The sequence below is a fragment of the Paracoccus sp. (in: a-proteobacteria) genome (genome assembly GCF_030604785.1).
In the GTDB taxonomy this organism is placed as follows: domain Bacteria; phylum Pseudomonadota; class Alphaproteobacteria; order Rhodobacterales; family Rhodobacteraceae; genus Paracoccus.
Genome location: NZ_JAUVVF010000008.1, coordinates 28723 through 43834, shown reverse-complemented (window position 1 = coordinate 43834; position 15112 = coordinate 28723). Strand labels below are relative to the sequence as shown.

At 67.7% G+C, this 15112-nt stretch carries 12 protein-coding genes; 2 read left to right on the top strand and 10 right to left on the bottom strand.

Annotated features, from left to right (window positions below; translation table 11 throughout):
- Positions 1 to 4: 4 nt before the first annotated feature.
- The 5 genes from QAR72_RS04525 to QAR72_RS04505 all read right to left on the bottom strand — a co-directional run bounded on the left by QAR72_RS04525 (position 5) and on the right by QAR72_RS04505 (position 7356).
- Positions 5 to 3598: a vitamin B12-dependent ribonucleotide reductase gene (locus QAR72_RS04525; protein WP_304616174.1), complete on the bottom strand. Its 3594-nt coding sequence runs from the start codon at positions 3596 to 3598 to the stop codon at positions 5 to 7.
- A 428-nt stretch (positions 3599 to 4026) separates the two neighbouring features.
- On the bottom strand, positions 4027 to 4581 hold the full coding sequence (locus tag QAR72_RS04520; RefSeq protein ID WP_304616173.1) for a 5-formyltetrahydrofolate cyclo-ligase: 555 nt from the start codon (positions 4579 to 4581) through the stop codon (positions 4027 to 4029).
- The gene (gene mgtE, locus QAR72_RS04515; protein WP_304616172.1) at positions 4578 to 5981 is read right to left on the bottom strand and encodes a magnesium transporter; all 1404 of its coding nucleotides are present in this window, start codon (positions 5979 to 5981) and stop codon (positions 4578 to 4580) included. The genes QAR72_RS04520 and mgtE overlap by 4 nt, the downstream gene beginning before the upstream one ends.
- A gap of 44 nt (positions 5982 to 6025) precedes the next feature.
- The gene (hisN, locus tag QAR72_RS04510; protein ID WP_304616171.1) at positions 6026 to 6811 is read right to left on the bottom strand and encodes a histidinol-phosphatase; all 786 of its coding nucleotides are present in this window, start codon (positions 6809 to 6811) and stop codon (positions 6026 to 6028) included.
- Positions 6812 to 6996: 185 nt separating this feature from the next.
- Positions 6997 to 7356 (bottom strand): helix-turn-helix domain-containing protein, encoded by a 360-nt coding sequence (locus QAR72_RS04505; RefSeq protein WP_304616170.1) that lies wholly within the window; start codon positions 7354 to 7356, stop codon positions 6997 to 6999.
- Positions 7357 to 7733: 377 nt separating this feature from the next.
- Here QAR72_RS04505 and QAR72_RS04500 point away from each other — a divergent pair, with 377 nt between their 5' ends.
- Positions 7734 to 8486, top strand: coding sequence for a Bax inhibitor-1/YccA family protein (locus QAR72_RS04500; protein ID WP_304616169.1), 753 nt, complete (start codon positions 7734 to 7736; stop codon positions 8484 to 8486).
- 84 nt (positions 8487 to 8570) lie between these two features.
- On the opposite strand, the gene QAR72_RS04495 is transcribed toward QAR72_RS04500, so the two are convergent.
- Positions 8571 to 9332 carry an NAD kinase gene (locus tag QAR72_RS04495; protein ID WP_304616168.1) on the bottom strand — a complete coding sequence of 254 codons (762 nt, stop codon included), beginning with the start codon at positions 9330 to 9332 and terminating at the stop codon, positions 8571 to 8573.
- A 186-nt stretch (positions 9333 to 9518) separates the two neighbouring features.
- Between QAR72_RS04495 and glyA the strand changes: the two genes are divergently transcribed.
- The gene (glyA, locus tag QAR72_RS04490) at positions 9519 to 10814 is read left to right on the top strand and encodes a serine hydroxymethyltransferase (RefSeq protein ID WP_304616167.1); all 1296 of its coding nucleotides are present in this window, start codon (positions 9519 to 9521) and stop codon (positions 10812 to 10814) included.
- A gap of 92 nt (positions 10815 to 10906) precedes the next feature.
- Here glyA and QAR72_RS04485 read toward each other — a convergent pair whose 3' ends face one another.
- Genes QAR72_RS04485 through QAR72_RS04470 form a run of 4 tightly spaced genes read right to left on the bottom strand, consistent with a single transcriptional unit; the run spans position 10907 to position 15111 of the window.
- Positions 10907 to 11692: a crotonase/enoyl-CoA hydratase family protein gene (locus tag QAR72_RS04485; protein WP_304616207.1), complete on the bottom strand. Its 786-nt coding sequence runs from the start codon at positions 11690 to 11692 to the stop codon at positions 10907 to 10909.
- Positions 11693 to 11694: 2 nt separating this feature from the next.
- Positions 11695 to 12549 carry a hydroxymethylglutaryl-CoA lyase gene (locus tag QAR72_RS04480; RefSeq protein WP_304616166.1) on the bottom strand — a complete coding sequence of 285 codons (855 nt, stop codon included), beginning with the start codon at positions 12547 to 12549 and terminating at the stop codon, positions 11695 to 11697.
- Positions 12542 to 13189, bottom strand: a complete 648-nt coding sequence (locus QAR72_RS04475) for a glutathione S-transferase family protein (protein ID WP_304616165.1) — start codon at positions 13187 to 13189, stop codon at positions 12542 to 12544. Before QAR72_RS04475 ends, QAR72_RS04480 begins: the two co-directional genes overlap by 8 nt.
- Positions 13186 to 15111: an acetyl-CoA carboxylase biotin carboxylase subunit gene (locus QAR72_RS04470; RefSeq protein WP_304616164.1), complete on the bottom strand. Its 1926-nt coding sequence runs from the start codon at positions 15109 to 15111 to the stop codon at positions 13186 to 13188. The genes QAR72_RS04475 and QAR72_RS04470 overlap by 4 nt, the downstream gene beginning before the upstream one ends.
- Between the last annotated feature and the right edge of the window lies 1 nt (position 15112).

Genomic DNA, 15112 nt, shown 5'->3' with positions numbered 1-15112 from the left:
CCGGTCAACTGCAGCCGCTGGTGCCGCCGCAGGTATTGCACTTCATGCAGGTGCCGTTCCGCACCAGCGTGTAATTGCCGCATTCGCCGCAGGGGTCGCCCTCGTAGCCCTGCATCCGCGCACGGGCGCGGGCGTCGATGGCGGGGCCTTCCAGCGTCGCGCCTTGGGCCAGGCTGCTGGTTTGCAGCACCATCAGATCCTGCGGAAGCCGCTTGCGCAGATAGCCCGCGCTGCTGATCTGCTTCAGCATCGTCAGCGATTTCAGCTCGGTCTGGTCGCTGACCGGGGCGACGTTGGCGGCTTCGGCCTCGCCGCCGCCGATGTCGTCGAACCGCGCGCCTTCGGGCTTTACATGGGCCAGATCGGTGCGGTCCAGATAGCTGACGGCCAGTTCGCGGAAGACATAGTCAAGGATCGAGGTCGCGTTCTTGATGCTGTCATTGCCCTGCACCATCCCCGCCGGTTCAAAGCGGGTGAAGGTGAAGGCGTCCACGAATTCCTCCAGCGGCACGCCGTATTGCAGGCCCACGGACACGGCGATGGCGAAATTGTTCATCATCGCCCGGAAGCCCGCGCCTTCCTTGTGCATGTCGATGAAGATCTCGCCCAGCTTGCCGTCATCGTATTCGCCGGTGCGCAGATAGACCTTGTGCCCGCCGACGATGGCCTTTTGCGTATAGCCCTTGCGGCGCTGCGGCAGCTTTTCGCGGTGGCTGCGGACGATCTCGCGGACGATGACCTTCTCGACGATCTTCTCGGCCAGAACGGCCGCCTTCTCGCGCGGAGAGCCCTGGGCCAGGGTCTCTTCGGCCTCGTCATCATCCTCGATCAGGGCGCTGGCCAGAGGCTGGCTGAGCTTCGAGCCGTCGCGATATAGCGCGTTGGCCTTGATTCCCAAGGAATGGCTCAACTCATAGGCCGCCAGCGCATCGGCGATGGTCGCCGAGGCGGGCATGTTGATCGTCTTGCTGATCGCGCCCGAGATGAAGCTCTGGGCCGCCGCCATCATGCGGATATGGCTTTCGACCGACAGGAAGCGGCTGCCCTTCTTGCCGCAGGGATTGGCGCAGTCGAAGACCGGCAGATGCGCGGGCTTCAGATGCGGCGCGCCTTCCAGCGTCATGGTGCCGCAGACATGATCGTTCGCAGCCTCGATCTGGGCGCGGGTGAAGCCCAGATGGCGCAGCAGGTCAAAGCCGGGATCGGCCAGCTTGTCGGCGGGGATGCCAAGCGTGCCGCGGCAGAATTCCTCGCCGAGCGTCCATTGGTTGAAGACGAAGCGGATGTCGAAGGCCGAGGGCAGAGCGGCCTCGATCTTCTCGATCTCGGCCAGACCGAAGCCGTGGCCGGCCAGCGCGGTGTGGTTGATGCCGGGGCAGTTGCCAAGCGTGCCGTGGCCGACCGCATGGGCGACGATCTCGGCGATCTGACCCGAGGAATAGCCAAGCGTTTCCAGCGCGGCGGGCACCGACTGGTTGATGATCTTGAAATAGCCGCCGCCCGCCAGCTTCTTGAACTTGACCAGCGCGAAATCGGGCTCGATGCCGGTCGTGTCGCAATCCATGACCAGACCGATCGTGCCGGTCGGCGCGATCACGGTCGTCTGCGCGTTGCGGTAGCCATGCGCCCGCCCAAGGGCCAGCGCCTCGTCCCAGGCCTCGCGGGCCAGGGCGACCAGCGTACGGTCGGGGCAATTGGCGGCGTCCAGCGCCACGGGCGCCACATTGACGCCCTCATAAGCCGTGCCATGGGCGGCGGCGCGGTGGTTGCGGATCACGCGCAGCATGTGGTCGCGATTGCGCGCATAGCCGGCAAAGGCGCCCAGTTCCGCCGCCATCTCGGCGCTGGTGGCATAGGCCACCCCGGTCATGATCGCGGACAGCGCTCCGCAGAGCGCGCGACCCTGATCGCTGTCATAGCCAAGGCCCATATTCATCAGCAGACCGCCGATATTGGCATAGCCCAGACCAAGCGTACGGAAATCAAAGCTGCGCTGCGCGATCTCGCGGCTGGGGAACTGGGCCATCAGCACGCTGATCTCCAGCGTGACGGTCCACAGCCGCACGGCATGGACATAGGCCCCCGAATCGAAGCCCTCGCCCGACCAGAAGGTCAGCAGGTTCATCGACGCCAGGTTGCAGGCCGTATCGTCCAGGAACATGTATTCGCTGCACGGATTGCTGCCGCGGATCGGCCCGTCCTCGGGGCAGGTATGCCATGCGTTGACCGTGTCATGGAACTGGATGCCGGGATCGGCGCAGGCCCAAGCCGCATGGCCGATCTGGTCCCAAAGCTCGCGGGCCGAGACCGTCTTGGCCACCTTGCCGTCGGTGCGGCGCACCAGCTCCCAGGGCGCATCCTCGCGCACGGCGCGCAGGAAGGCGTCGGTCACGCGGACCGAATTGTTCGAGTTCTGCCCCGAGACGCTGGTATAGGCCTCGGAATCCCAGTCCGTGTCATAGGTAGGGAACTCGATGCTGTCGAAGCCCTGCTTGGCGTATTGCAGCACGCGGTTCACGTAGGTCTCGGGGATCATCGCGCGCTTGGCGCTGCGGATCGCGGCCTTCAGCGGCTCGTTCTGCGCCGGATCGGTCGCATCCTCGGCCCGGCCATCCCAGGCCCGGATCGCGGCGAAGATCGCGTTCAGCTCGCGCTCGTGCATCTTCGAGCCGGCGACGAGGCTCGCCACCTTCTGCTCCTCGATGACCTTCCAGTTGATGAACTGCTCGATATCGGGGTGATCCATGTCGCAGATCACCATCTTGGCCGCCCGCCGCGTGGTCCCGCCCGACTTGATCGCGCCCGCAGCCCGGTCGCCGATCTTCAGGAACCCCATCAGCCCCGAGGATTTGCCGCCGCCCGACAGCCGTTCCCCCTCGCCGCGCAGCGACGAGAAGTTGGTGCCGGTGCCCGAGCCGTACTTGAAGAGCCGCGCCTCGCGGACCCACAGGTCCATGATCCCGCCCTCGTTCACCAGATCGTCGCTGACCGACTGGATGAAGCAGGCATGGGGCTGGGGATGCTCATAGGCGCTGTCGGACCGGACCAGCTTGCCGGTCTTGTGGTCCACGTAGAAATGCCCTTGCCCCGGCCCGTCGATGCCGTAGGCCCAGTGCAGGCCGGTGTTGAACCATTGCGGGCTGTTCGGCGCGCCCATCTGGCGGGCCAGCATATGGCGCATCTCGTCCAGATAGGCGCGGGCATCCTCCTCGGTCGAGAAATAGCCGCCCTTCCAGCCCCAATAGGTCCAGGCCCCCGCCATGCGGTCAAAGACCTGGGCGGCGCTGGTCTCGCCTCCGTAACGCTGGTCCTCGGGCAGGTCGGCCAAGGCGGCCTCGTCGCCGACATGGCGCCACAGGAAGTCCGGCACGCCCTTTTCGCGCACCGGTTTCAACCGCGCGGGAACGCCCGCCTTGCGGAAATATTTCTGCGCGATGACGTCGCTTGCAACTTGGCTCCAGCCTTCGGGGACCCGGACCCGGTCATTGCGGAACACGACCGAGCCGTCGGGATTGCGGATCTCGCTGGTGGTCGTGGCAAAGGCGATCCCGCCATAGGCCCCGCCCTCTGCGGTGGTGAAGCGCCGTTCGATCTTCATGTCCGGTCCCTGCCCTGTTCAGCCGCCCGATGCGCCCAAGGCCAGAAGCCATCCACCCGCCAAGGCGGCCCGGCCGGGCGTGACCCGGTCAGAAACAGGCTTTCATGAGGTTCCGGGGACCCGATCAGGCCCACCAGATCTTGTGGTGCATCATATACAGCCCACAACCTGCCGGGCGTTCGGGCGCAATTCAACTGATATTTTTTGCATTTCGCGGGGGCGGGGCGATTGACAGGCCCCGCCGCACCAGACCCCGAGATTCGCGCACAATCGCGGGGCCGCGATCTTGTCCCGTCCGGACAGTGGCGCGAAAAATACAATTCTGACAAGGGCTTGGCGCCGATCTTCCCGAAATTTTCCACAGGCTTTCCGGCAGATCATCCCCAGGTTGTGCACAGATGATGCAAGCCTGCCACAGGCGGCGAAATTCAGCCTGCGGGGTGCAGCGCACCGCGATCGGTCACGATCAGGTCAAGCGGCTGATCAAAGACTTCGGCGGGGATGTTCGGCACCTCCTGGCAGCCAAAGGCCAGCCCGATGGCCCGGACCGGCCCCGAAGAGCGCAGCATTTCCAGCGTCCTGTCGTAGAACCCGCCGCCATAGCCCAGCCGGTTGCCCGCCCGATCAAAGCCCGCCAGCGGCACGATCAGGATGTCGGGCCGCATCTCGGGTGCCGAATCAGCCGGGTGGCTGGTTCCCCACGGGCCGGGCTGAAGCGCCTCGCCCCGCCACAGGCGGAACAGCAGCGGCATGTCGCGCCCTGCCACCACCGGCAGGCAGAGCGGACCGCGATGCGCGGCCATGGCCGGGCGCGGATCGGCCTCGTCCCGCATGGGCCAATAGCCCGCCAGAACCTGCCCGGCATGCGGCGCCAGGGCCTCGGCCAGATGCCGCGTCAGTGCCTCGGCATCCCCGTCCGCGGCCCGCGCGGCCAGCGCCATCCGCCGCAGTTCGGCCTTGGCCGCCCGGGGGTCGGCGATCATATCAGGATCACCGTCGCCAGGCCGAGGAACGCGAAGAAGCCCATCACGTCGGTCATCGTCGTCACGAAGGTTCCCGAGGCCAAGGCCGGGTCCAGCCCCAGCTTGTCCAGTGTCAGGGGCACCAGAACGCCGCCAAGCGCCGCGACGATCTGGTTCACGACCATGGCCAGCCCCAGAACGACGCCCAGCTTGACGTCGCCGAAGATCAGCGTGCCCGCCACGCCCAGGATCAGCGCAAGGCCCAGCCCGTTCAGCATTCCCGCGAACAATTCGCGCCGGACCACCCGGGGCGCGTTCGAGCGGTTCAGGTCGCGCGTCGCCAGCGCCCGCACGGCCACGGCCAGCGATTGCGTCCCCGCAATGCCCCCGGTCGAGGCGACGATGGGCATCAGCGCCGCCAGCGCGACCAGCGCGGTGATCGTGTCCTCGAAGCGGCTGATCACAACCGCCGACAGCGACGCCGTGAACAGGTTCACCACCAGCCAGGGCAGACGCTGACGCGCGGTCGTGACGGGCCCGTCCGAGACGTGGCTTTCATCGTTCACGCCCGCCAGGCGCAGCATGTCCTCCTCATGTTCCTCGTCCAGCACGGCCATGGCGTCGTCGATGGTGATGACGCCGACCAGCCGGTCGGCCTCGTCCACGACGGGCGCCGAGATCAGGTGATACTGGTTGAACAGATAGGCCACGTCCGATTCCTCGGCCAGGGCGCTGATCGTGCGGAAACTGTCCTCGGTCAGGTCCTTCAGCGGGATATCGCGCTTGGCGGCCAGCAGGCGGCCAAGCGTGACATAGCCGATGGGCTGGCGGCGCGGATCGACCAGGATGATGTGATAGAATTGCTCGGGCAGCCATTCCTCGGCACGCAGGAAGTCGATCGTCTCGCCCACGGTCCAGTGTTCGGGGGCGGTCACCACCTCGGACTGCATCAGGCGGCCGGCCGAGTATTCGGGATAGGCCAGCGACTGCTGGACGGCGGCGCGGTCGCTTTCGTCCAGCGCGGCCAGGATGTGCTCGCGTTCCGGCTCGTCCAGATCCTCGATCAGGTCCACGACATCGTCGCTGTCCATCTCGCGCACGGCCTCGGCCAGGACGCTGCGGGGCAGCAGGTCGATGACCTCCTCGCGGATGGATTCGTCGATCTCGGAGAGGATCTCGCCGTCGATCTCGCCGGAATAGAGCTCCAGAAAGGCGCGCCGGCGTGCGGGCGGCAGGCGTTCGATGATGTCGGCGATGTCGGCGCCGTGCATCGGCTCCAGCAGGCGGTTCAGAAGATCGGCATCCGACTGTTCGATGGCGGCGTCGATCTGGGACAGCCAGGCACGGCTGGGGCCGAAATCCTCGTCCTCGCGCTCGGCTTCGGGCTCGGCCAGAGAGGATTGGCTTTGGTCTTCTGCCATGATGCGCTCCTGTCGGGGTCTTCGGGGTCTCGCCTTGCGGGGCGTCAGGCGTTCAGCAGGTCCAGCGCCGCGCGGTGCAGGTCGGGGGTGGCGGCGGCGATCACCTGCCCGCCGCCTGCAGGGTCGCCGCCCTGCCAGTCGGTCACGATCCCGCCCGCCGCCCGGATCACCGCGATGGGGGCCACGATGTCGTAGGATTGCAGCCCCGCCTCGATCACCAGATCGACCTGCCCCATTGCCAGCAGCGCATAGGCATAGCAATCCAGACCATAGCGGGTCAGTTGCACCTCGGCCGCCACGCGGGAAAAGGCGGCGGCCTCGGCAGGGGTGCCCACCTCGGGGAAGGTCGTCATCAGACGTGCCTCGTTGAGACTGGTCGTCGGGCGCACGGACAGCGCCGTCCGGCCATGCGGGCCCTGCATCTGCGCATGACCCAGACCGCCCTCGAAACGCTCGCGCGTGTAGGGCTGGTCGACCAGACCGTAGAGAACCCCCTCGGGGCCGGTCAGCCCGATCAGCACCCCCCAGGAGGGCGCGCCGCAGAGAAAGGCGCGCGTGCCGTCAATCGGGTCCAGCACCCAGGTCAGACCGCTCTGGCCGTCCTGCGCGCCGTATTCCTCGCCCAGGATCGCGTCCTGCGGGCGGCGGCGCGCCAGAACCTCGCGCATGGCGCGTTCGGCGGCGCGGTCGGCCAGCGTCACTGGATCATAGCCGTCCGGGCGCTTGTTGTCGGAAGCAAGGTCGGGCTGGCGGAACAGCGGCAGGATCGCCTGCGCGGCGGCATCGGCCATGGCGTGGGCCACGGCCCTGATCTCGGTGCTGTCCTTCATGCCTGCCCCCTGCGCTGTCGTTCCGGTCCGTTCCCGCCGGATTGCGACCCGTTGGGCGCGGTCCCGGCGCGACAGACTTAACCCGACGCGGTGCAGGGGGCCAGTCATGTTCGTCGGCGGTCATGACGCTGTCACGATCGCATGCCACGATCACGCGCGGGCGTCAGGCGCCCGCCCGGCGCGTTTCAGGCTGCGTCGGACAGCACCCGCGCCAGTTCGAAGATCTGCCGGCGCTGCGCCTCGGGCATGGCGTAATAGGCGCGCACCAGTTGCAGCGCCTCCTTGTCGGCGAAGATGTCGCCCTCGACGAAATCCGAAGCCGCGCCGTCCTGCAGCCCTTCGAAGAAGAAGCTGACGGGCACATCGACGGCACGCGCGATATCCCAAAGCCGAGAGGCTGAAACCCGGTTCATCCCGGTTTCGTATTTCTGGATCTGCTGGAACTTGATCCCGACCCGGTCAGCAAGCTGCTGCTGGGTCATCCCGATCATCCACCGGCGATGGCGGATGCGCTTTCCCACATGAACATCTACACCGTGCTTCATTGTACCCACCTCACTCAATCTGAGGAAGCACTAGCGCAGCCTTCCGCAATTTTCGAGTGTCTTCATGGTTAACGCGAGGGTTTCTGACCAAAAAGACAGGTATGGTTGGCAGGACCTCTGCGGGCTGGCCCGCCAGAAAGGCGTCCTGCCGCGCGGCAGCGCAGCAACGCGACCGGATCAGGCGCCTTGACCTGCCGCAAGGTTCGCGATGCAGGACAGGCGCGCAAGGCACGGCCTGCCGCCGGGCGCAAGGGTGCCGCCGGTTGAATTTTTCGGGAACGGCCCCGACGAAAGGACTGTGCGGCATTGAAAAACTGGCGGTTTCGGACAATATATCCGACGAAGGGAAACCCCCAAGTCTTGAGAGGGAGTCGTTGATGGCAGATTACAACACTTACCGTACCGCGCAGGGCGTCGGGCAGCGTCAGGCTGTGATCGACGAAGGGCTGCGGGCCTACATGAACAAGGTTTATGGGCTGATGGCGGTCGGCATGGGTGTGACTGCCGTCGCAGCCTTCGGTATCGCCAATGCGGCCGTCTCGCCCGAAGGGCAGCTGACCGCGCTCGGCGCCGCGATCTACACCTCGCCGCTGCGTTGGGTGATCATGTTCGCGCCGCTGCTGATGGTCTTCGCCTTCGGCGCCGCGGTGAACCGGCTGTCGATCCAGGGCGCGACCGGCGTGTTCTACGGCTTTGCCGCGCTGATGGGCCTGTCGATCAGCTCGATCTTCCTTGTCTACACGTCCTATTCCATCGTGCAGACCTTCCTTGTGACGGCCATCGCCTTTGCGGGCCTGTCGCTCTGGGGCTACACCACGAAAAAGGACATTTCGGGCTGGGGCAGCTTCCTGATCATGGGCGTGATCGGCCTGATCGTTGCCTCGATCGTGAACATCTTCCTCGGCTCGCCGGCGATCCAGTTCGCGATCTCGGTTCTGGGCGTCCTGATCTTTGCGGGTCTGACCGCCTATGACACGCAGAACATCAAGAACACCTATCTGGAAATGGCCGCCCAAGGGGCCGATCAGGACTTCATCGGCAAGACCGCGATCATGGGCGCGCTGCGTCTGTATCTGGACTTCCTGAACCTGTTCATGTTCCTGCTGCAATTCATGGGCCAGCGCGAGTGACCGTCTCGCCAGCCTGATGAAACAAACCCCGCCGGTTCGACCGGCGGGGTTTTTTCGTGCCCGGCCGCAGGCGTCCCGATCGCGTCAGACGAATTGTTCGCGCAGAAGACGTTCGTCCAGCCCGTGGCCGGGATCGAACAGCAGGCGGTGGCGGATCTCGGTCGCCGAGCCGATCCGCACGCGGATCACGTCGCGGAAGGACCGGCTGTCGGCATCGGCCATGACCGGGCGGCGCTCGGGGTGGATCACCTCGACCTCGACCTCGGCCGCCTTGGGCAGCAGCGCGCCGCGCCAGCGCCGGGGGCGAAAGGGCGCGATCGCGGTCAGGGCCAGAACCTCGGCGCCGATGGGCAGGATCGGGCCGTGGGCCGAGTAGTTATAGGCGGTAGATCCCGCCGGCGTCGCCACCAGCGCGCCATCGCAGACCAGTTCCTCCATCCGCAGTCGGCCGTCCACATGGATGCGCAGCTTGGCGGCCTGCGGGCCCTGGCGCAGCAGGCTGACCTCGTTGATGGCCAGAGCCTCGTGCTGGCTGCCATCGGTGCAATCGGCCTGCATCCGCAGCGGGTTGATCACCGTCTCCTCGGCCTTGGCCAGACGCTCGGGAAGACCGGTCTCGCCATAGGCGTTCATCAGAAAGCCCACCGTGCCGCGATTCATCCCGTAGACCGGCAGACCCAGCCCCTGCGTCGCATGCAGCGTCTGCAGCATGAAGCCGTCGCCGCCCAGGGCGACGACCAGATCCGCGCGCGTCAGGGGCGCCTGCCCGTGACGCGCGGTCAGCGCGGCCAGCGCCTCTTGCGCGGGCGCGGCATGGCTGGCGGTGAAATGGATCGCAGGCGTCATGCCGTCCCCCCTGATGACGACCGGCAGCATCCCCGCGCCGCGCCCGGAAGGCAAGCCCCCGAAAGACAGCGGGTCGACCCGTCGCCCGTGCGGCGCTGCGGGTCGTTTTGTCACTTTCCGCAGGGGCCGCCATGGGGTAAAAGCCCCCAATCCGCAGCCGCCCGAGCCAAAAAGGACGCGAGAGACATGAACGCCCCCACCCGCGACAACGGTTTCTTCACCGAAACCCTGGCCAGCCGTGACCCCGAAATCGCCAAGGCCGTCACCCAGGAACTGGGCCGTCAGCGCGACGAGATCGAGCTGATCGCCTCGGAAAACATCGTCAGCCGCGCCGTGATGGAGGCGCAGGGCTCGGTCCTGACCAACAAATATGCCGAAGGCTATCCGGGCAAGCGCTATTATGGCGGCTGCCAGTTCGTGGACATCGCCGAGAACCTGGCGATCGAGCGCGCCAAGGAATTGTTCGGTTGCGAATATGCCAACGTCCAGCCCAACAGCGGCAGCCAGATGAACCAGGCCGTGTTCCTGGCCCTGCTGCAGCCGGGCGACACGTTCATGGGGCTGGACCTGAATTCGGGCGGCCACCTGACCCACGGCTCGCCGGTGAACATGTCGGGCAAGTGGTTCAACGTGGTCAGCTACGGCGTGCGCCAGCAGGACCATATGCTGGACATGGAGGCGATCGCCGAGAGCGCCCGCCAGCACAAGCCCAAGCTCATCATCGCGGGCGGCACCGCCTACAGCCGCACCTGGGACTGGGCCGCCTTCCGCGCCATCGCGGACGAGGTCGGCGCCTATCTGATGGTGGACATGGCCCATATCGCGGGTCTGGTCGCGGGCGGCGCGCATCCCTCGCCCCTGCCCCATGCCCATGTCGTGACCTCGACCACGCACAAATCGCTGCGCGGCCCGCGCGGCGGCCTGATCCTGACGAACGACGCCGAGATCGCCAAGAAGGTCAACAGCGCCGTCTTCCCGGGTCTGCAAGGCGGCCCGCTGATGCACGTGATCGCCGCCAAGGCCGTGGCCTTCGGCGAGGCGCTGCGCCCCGAATTCAAGCTTTACGCCCAGCAGGTCGTGAAAAACGCCGCCGCCATGGCGGACGAGCTGATGAAGGGCGGCATCGACATCGTCTCGGGCGGCACCGACAACCACCTCTGCCTCGCCGACCTGCGGCCCAAGGGCGTGACCGGCAAGGCGACCGAGGCCGCGCTCGGCCGCGCCCACATCACCTGCAACAAGAACGGCGTGCCGTTCGACCCCGAAAAGCCCTTCGTGACCTCGGGCATCCGCCTCGGCGCGCCCGCCGGCACCACGCGCGGCTTTGCCGAGGCCGAGTTCCGCCAGATCGCCCGCTGGATCGTCGAGGTCGTGGACGGTCTTGCCGCTCATGGCGAGGACGGCAATGGCGAGGTCGAGGCCAAGGTCCGCGCCGAGGTCAAGGCGCTCTGCGACCGCTTCCCCCTCTATCAGGGCATGTGATCGGCCCGGCCCTGTCAGGGTGACATGCAAAGGCCCGCCGCTGGTTCAGCGGCGGGCCTTCTGCTTGGGCAGGTTTCGTCGAGAAGGCCGGATCAGCCGTCCGCTTGCCACGACGGTTTGCGGCGCTCGAAGAAGGCCGCGATGCCCTCGGGGGCTTCGCGGCCCTGCCAGACCGAGACGAGCCGTTCGATGCTGTCCTCGATCACGTCCGCGTCGATGCGCGGCCCAAGGGCGCGGCACTGCGCCTTGGCCGCCGCGATGGCTCCGGGCGCTGCCTGCAGGAAGGGCTGGGTCTCGGCCTCTATGGCGGCGTCCAGGCTGTCGGCGGGCACGACCCGCGAGGCCAGGTTGAGGGATTGCGCCTCGGCCGCATCGAAAAGCCGGGCCGAGAAGAAGACCCGCCGCGCCGCCGGCTCGCCCATCCGGGCCAGCACATAGGGACCGATCGTGGCGGGGATCAGGCCCAGCCGAACCTCGGTCAGGCCGAAGCGGGCGCTGTCGGCGGCGATCACGATGTCGCTGACCGCCATCATGCCGACTCCGCCGCCGAAGGCATTGCCCTGCACCCGCGCGATCAGCGGCTTCGGCAGCAGGTTCAGCGCCGACAGCATCCCCGCCAGCGCCCTCGCGCCCTCGCGCCGGGTCTCGGCATCGGCCTGCATCTGCTCGCGCATCCAGCCCAGATCGCCGCCCGCGCAGAAGCTGGCGCCCTCGGCCGCCAGCACCACGACGCGCACGCCCGGATCGGCGCCAAGCGTGGCGGCGGCCTCGGTCAGCTCGTCCATCATCTGGCGCGACAGGGCATTGTGCTTGTCGGGCCGGGCCAGCGTCAGGGTCGCCACGCCGCGCGCATCCGTGGTGATGCGGATGGTCTGCATCGTCATTCCTTTCTCATGCCTCGGGCCATGTCGGCCGCCTCCCGCAGCAGCGCCATGTCCAGCCAGGTGCGGAAACCGCGCGTCTCTAGATGGGCCGCGACGGCCTCGGTCGCGACATTGCCTGCGGCACCGGGCGCATAGGGGCAGCCGCCCAGGCCACCGACGGCAGCGTCAAAGACCCGCAGGCCGCGCGCGAGGCTTGCGTCGATGTTCTCCAGCGCCCGGCCTGCCGTGTCGTGATAGTGACCAGCCAGCCGGTCTGGGGGCAGTTCGTTCAGCACGGCTTGCAGCATGGCATCGATCGTCTCGGGGCGACCCTGCCCGATCGTGTCGCCAAGGCTGATCTCGTAGCAGCCCATGTCGCGCAGCGCTGCGGCGACGCGGGCGACGGACCCGGGCGGGGTCGGCCCGTCAAAGGGGCAATCGGTCACCACGCTGACATAGCCGCGGACGGGGATTCCATCGGCGCGCGCCGCCTCGGCCACGGGGGCAAAGCGTTCCAGGCTTTCGGCGACGGTCGCGTTCAGGTTGGCGCGGCTGAACCCTTCCGATGCGCTGGCGAAGATCGCCACCTCGTCTGCGCCCGCAGCCCGCGCCGCCTGATAGCCGCGCAGGTTCGGCGTCAGCGCGGCATAGCGGATGCCGGGGCGGCGGGTGATGCCCGCCAGCACCTCGGCCGCATCCGCCATCTGCGGCACCCATCTGGCGGGAACGAAGCTCGTCACCTCGATCCGGCGAAAGCCAGCCTGCGACAGCAGATCGACCAGCGCGATCTTCTCGGCCGCCGGGATCAGGCGCTTTTCGTTCTGCAGCCCGTCGCGCGGGCCCATCTCGAAGATCTCGACGGTCTCAGGCATCGGGCACCGCGTAGAAATCGCGTGAGAACAGGCTGCCGCCGCCTGCCTGCTCGGCCCGCTGATAGGCGGGCCGGGCCATCATGCGTTGGCCATAGGCGTCCAGCGCAGGGTAATCCGCCCGCGGCAAGAAGCGGAAGACCGCGTCGATGTTGAAGCCCAGCATGCAATCGGCGGCGCTGAACGCGTCCAGCAGCGTCTCGCGCCCGGTCAGATGGGCGTCCAGCGCGCGGGCCGTCACGGCCAGCCGCTTCGTGTCCAGCTTCATCAGCGGGATCGAGCGCGCACTCTCCGGGCGCAGGAAGATGTGGTGGATGTTCAGCGCCTGGATCACATTGGCCTGCGTCTCGGCGAAATGCACCCATTCCAGGAAATCCGTCCTTTCCGGCGCGCCGGGGCGCGGGGCCAGACGCCCTTCGCGCTCGGTCAGGTATTCGACGATGGCGCCGGATTCGAAGATCGCGCGGCCGTCGATCTCCAGCGCCGGGGCGCGGCCCGCGGGCGACATCGCCAGGAATTCGGGGCTGCGCATGCTGCCATCGGTCAGCGACCACAGGCGCAGCTCGTAGCGCAGTTCCAGTTCCTCAAGCAGCCACAGGACGCGCATCGAGCGCGAGCCGGGAATGTGATGCAGGCGGATCATGCGACCTCCTCCAGCCGGATCAGGGGGGCGCCGGCCTCGACCTGATCGCCGGGGCGGGCCAGAACCTCGGCCACCACGCCGTCACGGCTGGCCGTCAGGCTGTGTTCCATCTTCATCGCCTCCAGCACGGCCAGACGGTCGCCCGCCTGAACGGACTGGCCCGCGACCACATCGACGGCACGCAGCAGGCCGGGCATCGGGGCGCGCGTCAGCGCCTCGCCGCCCGCATCGGCTCCGGCACGCTCCAGCGGGTCAAGCGCCACCAGATGCACCCGGCCCGCCCCGAAGACGCCGACGCCCGCGTCATGGCGGACGATGCGCGCGGGATGGGGCCGGTCATCCACCCACCAGCGTCCGCCATGCCAGCGGACCTCGTGGCTGCCGCTCTCCAGCGTGACGCGCGCGGCGCCCGGTCCCAGAACCTCAAGGATCGCGTGCCCCCCCTCCCAGGCGATGCTGCGCCGCAGGGGCTGCCACAGGACCGTCCCGCCGCGCATGGCCGGATCCTCCAGCCCCGCCAGCCCGATCACGCCCAGAGCCAGCGCCGCTCCGTCGGGTTCGGATTGCGCCATAAGGCCGTCCAGATCGCGCGCGATCAGGCCGGTATCGACCTCGCCCCGGCCAAACCCCTCATGGCGCGCCAGCGCGACCAGGAAATCGAGATTGGTCACCGAACCCGCCACCTCGGTCTGCCGCAGCGCACGCTCCAGCGCGCGCAGCGCGATGGCACGGGTCGGACCATGGGTGATCACCTTGGCGATCATCGGGTCATACCAGGGACTGATCCGGTCGCCCGCGCGCACGCCGGTCTCGATCCGCGCGCCATCGGGGAAACGCAGATGCGCCAGCGTGCCCGTCGCGGGCAGGAAACCGGCGGGCACATCCTCGGCGTAAAGCCGCGCCTCGAAGGCATGGCCGGTGATGGCGATCTCGTCCTGCCGCGCGGGCAGCCCCTCGCCCGAGGCGACGCGCAGCTGCCATTCGACCAGATCGATCCCGGTGACGGCCTCGGTGACGGGATGCTCGACCTGCAGGCGGGTGTTCATCTCCATGAACCAGAACCCGTTCGGGCGCAGGCCCCGGCTGCCATCGACGATGAACTCGATCGTGCCGGCGCCGGAATAGCCGATCGCCTCGGCGGCGCGCACGGCGGCATCCCCCATCGCGGCGCGCATCTCGGGGGTCATGCCGGGGGCGGGGGCCGCCTCGATCACCTTCTGGTGGCGACGCTGCAGCGAACAATCGCGTTCGAACAGATGCACGGCGCTACGGCCGTCGCCGAAGACCTGAACCTCGATATGGCGCGGTTGCAGAACATATTTCTCGACCAGCACATCCGGGTTGCCAAAGGCGCCCTGCGCCTCGGACCGCGCGCTTTCCAGCGCCTGGGCGAACCGCGCCGGGTCCTCGACCAGGCGCATCCCCTTGCCCCCGCCCCCGGCCACGGCCTTGATCAGCACCGGATAGCCGATCCTCCCGGCCTCGGCGGCCAGCCGCTCGGGCGATTGGTCCGCACCGTGATAGCCCGGCACGACGGGAACGCCCGCCTTCTCCATCAGGGCCTTGGCGGCATCCTTCAGCCCCATCGCCCGGATCGCGGCCGCCGAGGGTCCGATGAAGACCAGCCCCGCCGCCTCGACCGCCTCGACGAAATCGGGGTTCTCGGACAGGAACCCGTAGCCCGGATGGATGGCCTGCGCCCCGGTGGCGCGCGCGGCCGCGATGATGGCATCGCCGCGCAGATAGCTGTCGGCGGGCGCGGCCCCGCCCAGCCCAACGGCCTCGTCGGCCATGAAGACATGCCGCGCCTCGCGGTCGGCATCCGAAAACACCGCCACCGTCGCCACGCCCAGCCTGCGGCAGGTATCGATCACGCGGCAGGCGATCTCGCCGCGATTGGCGATCAGGATCTTGTCGAACACA

Bases quoted from the DNA above. Each gene is read 5' to 3' on its own strand.
- QAR72_RS04525 (WP_304616174.1), bottom strand. From the start codon at position 3,598: ATGAAGATCGAACGGCGCTTCACCACCGCAGAGGGCGGGGCCTATGGC.
- QAR72_RS04520 (WP_304616173.1), bottom strand. From the start codon at position 4,581: ATGATCGCCGACCCCCGGGCGGCCAAGGCCGAACTGCGGCGGATGGCG.
- mgtE (WP_304616172.1), bottom strand. From the start codon at position 5,981: ATGGCAGAAGACCAAAGCCAATCCTCTCTGGCCGAGCCCGAAGCCGAG.
- hisN (WP_304616171.1), bottom strand. From the start codon at position 6,811: ATGAAGGACAGCACCGAGATCAGGGCCGTGGCCCACGCCATGGCCGAT.
- QAR72_RS04505 (WP_304616170.1), bottom strand. From the start codon at position 7,356: ATGAAGCACGGTGTAGATGTTCATGTGGGAAAGCGCATCCGCCATCGC.
- QAR72_RS04500 (WP_304616169.1), top strand. From the start codon at position 7,734: ATGGCAGATTACAACACTTACCGTACCGCGCAGGGCGTCGGGCAGCGT.
- QAR72_RS04495 (WP_304616168.1), bottom strand. From the start codon at position 9,332: ATGACGCCTGCGATCCATTTCACCGCCAGCCATGCCGCGCCCGCGCAA.
- glyA (WP_304616167.1), top strand. From the start codon at position 9,519: ATGAACGCCCCCACCCGCGACAACGGTTTCTTCACCGAAACCCTGGCC.
- QAR72_RS04485 (WP_304616207.1), bottom strand. From the start codon at position 11,692: ATGCAGACCATCCGCATCACCACGGATGCGCGCGGCGTGGCGACCCTG.
- QAR72_RS04480 (WP_304616166.1), bottom strand. From the start codon at position 12,549: ATGCCTGAGACCGTCGAGATCTTCGAGATGGGCCCGCGCGACGGGCTG.
- QAR72_RS04475 (WP_304616165.1), bottom strand. From the start codon at position 13,189: ATGATCCGCCTGCATCACATTCCCGGCTCGCGCTCGATGCGCGTCCTG.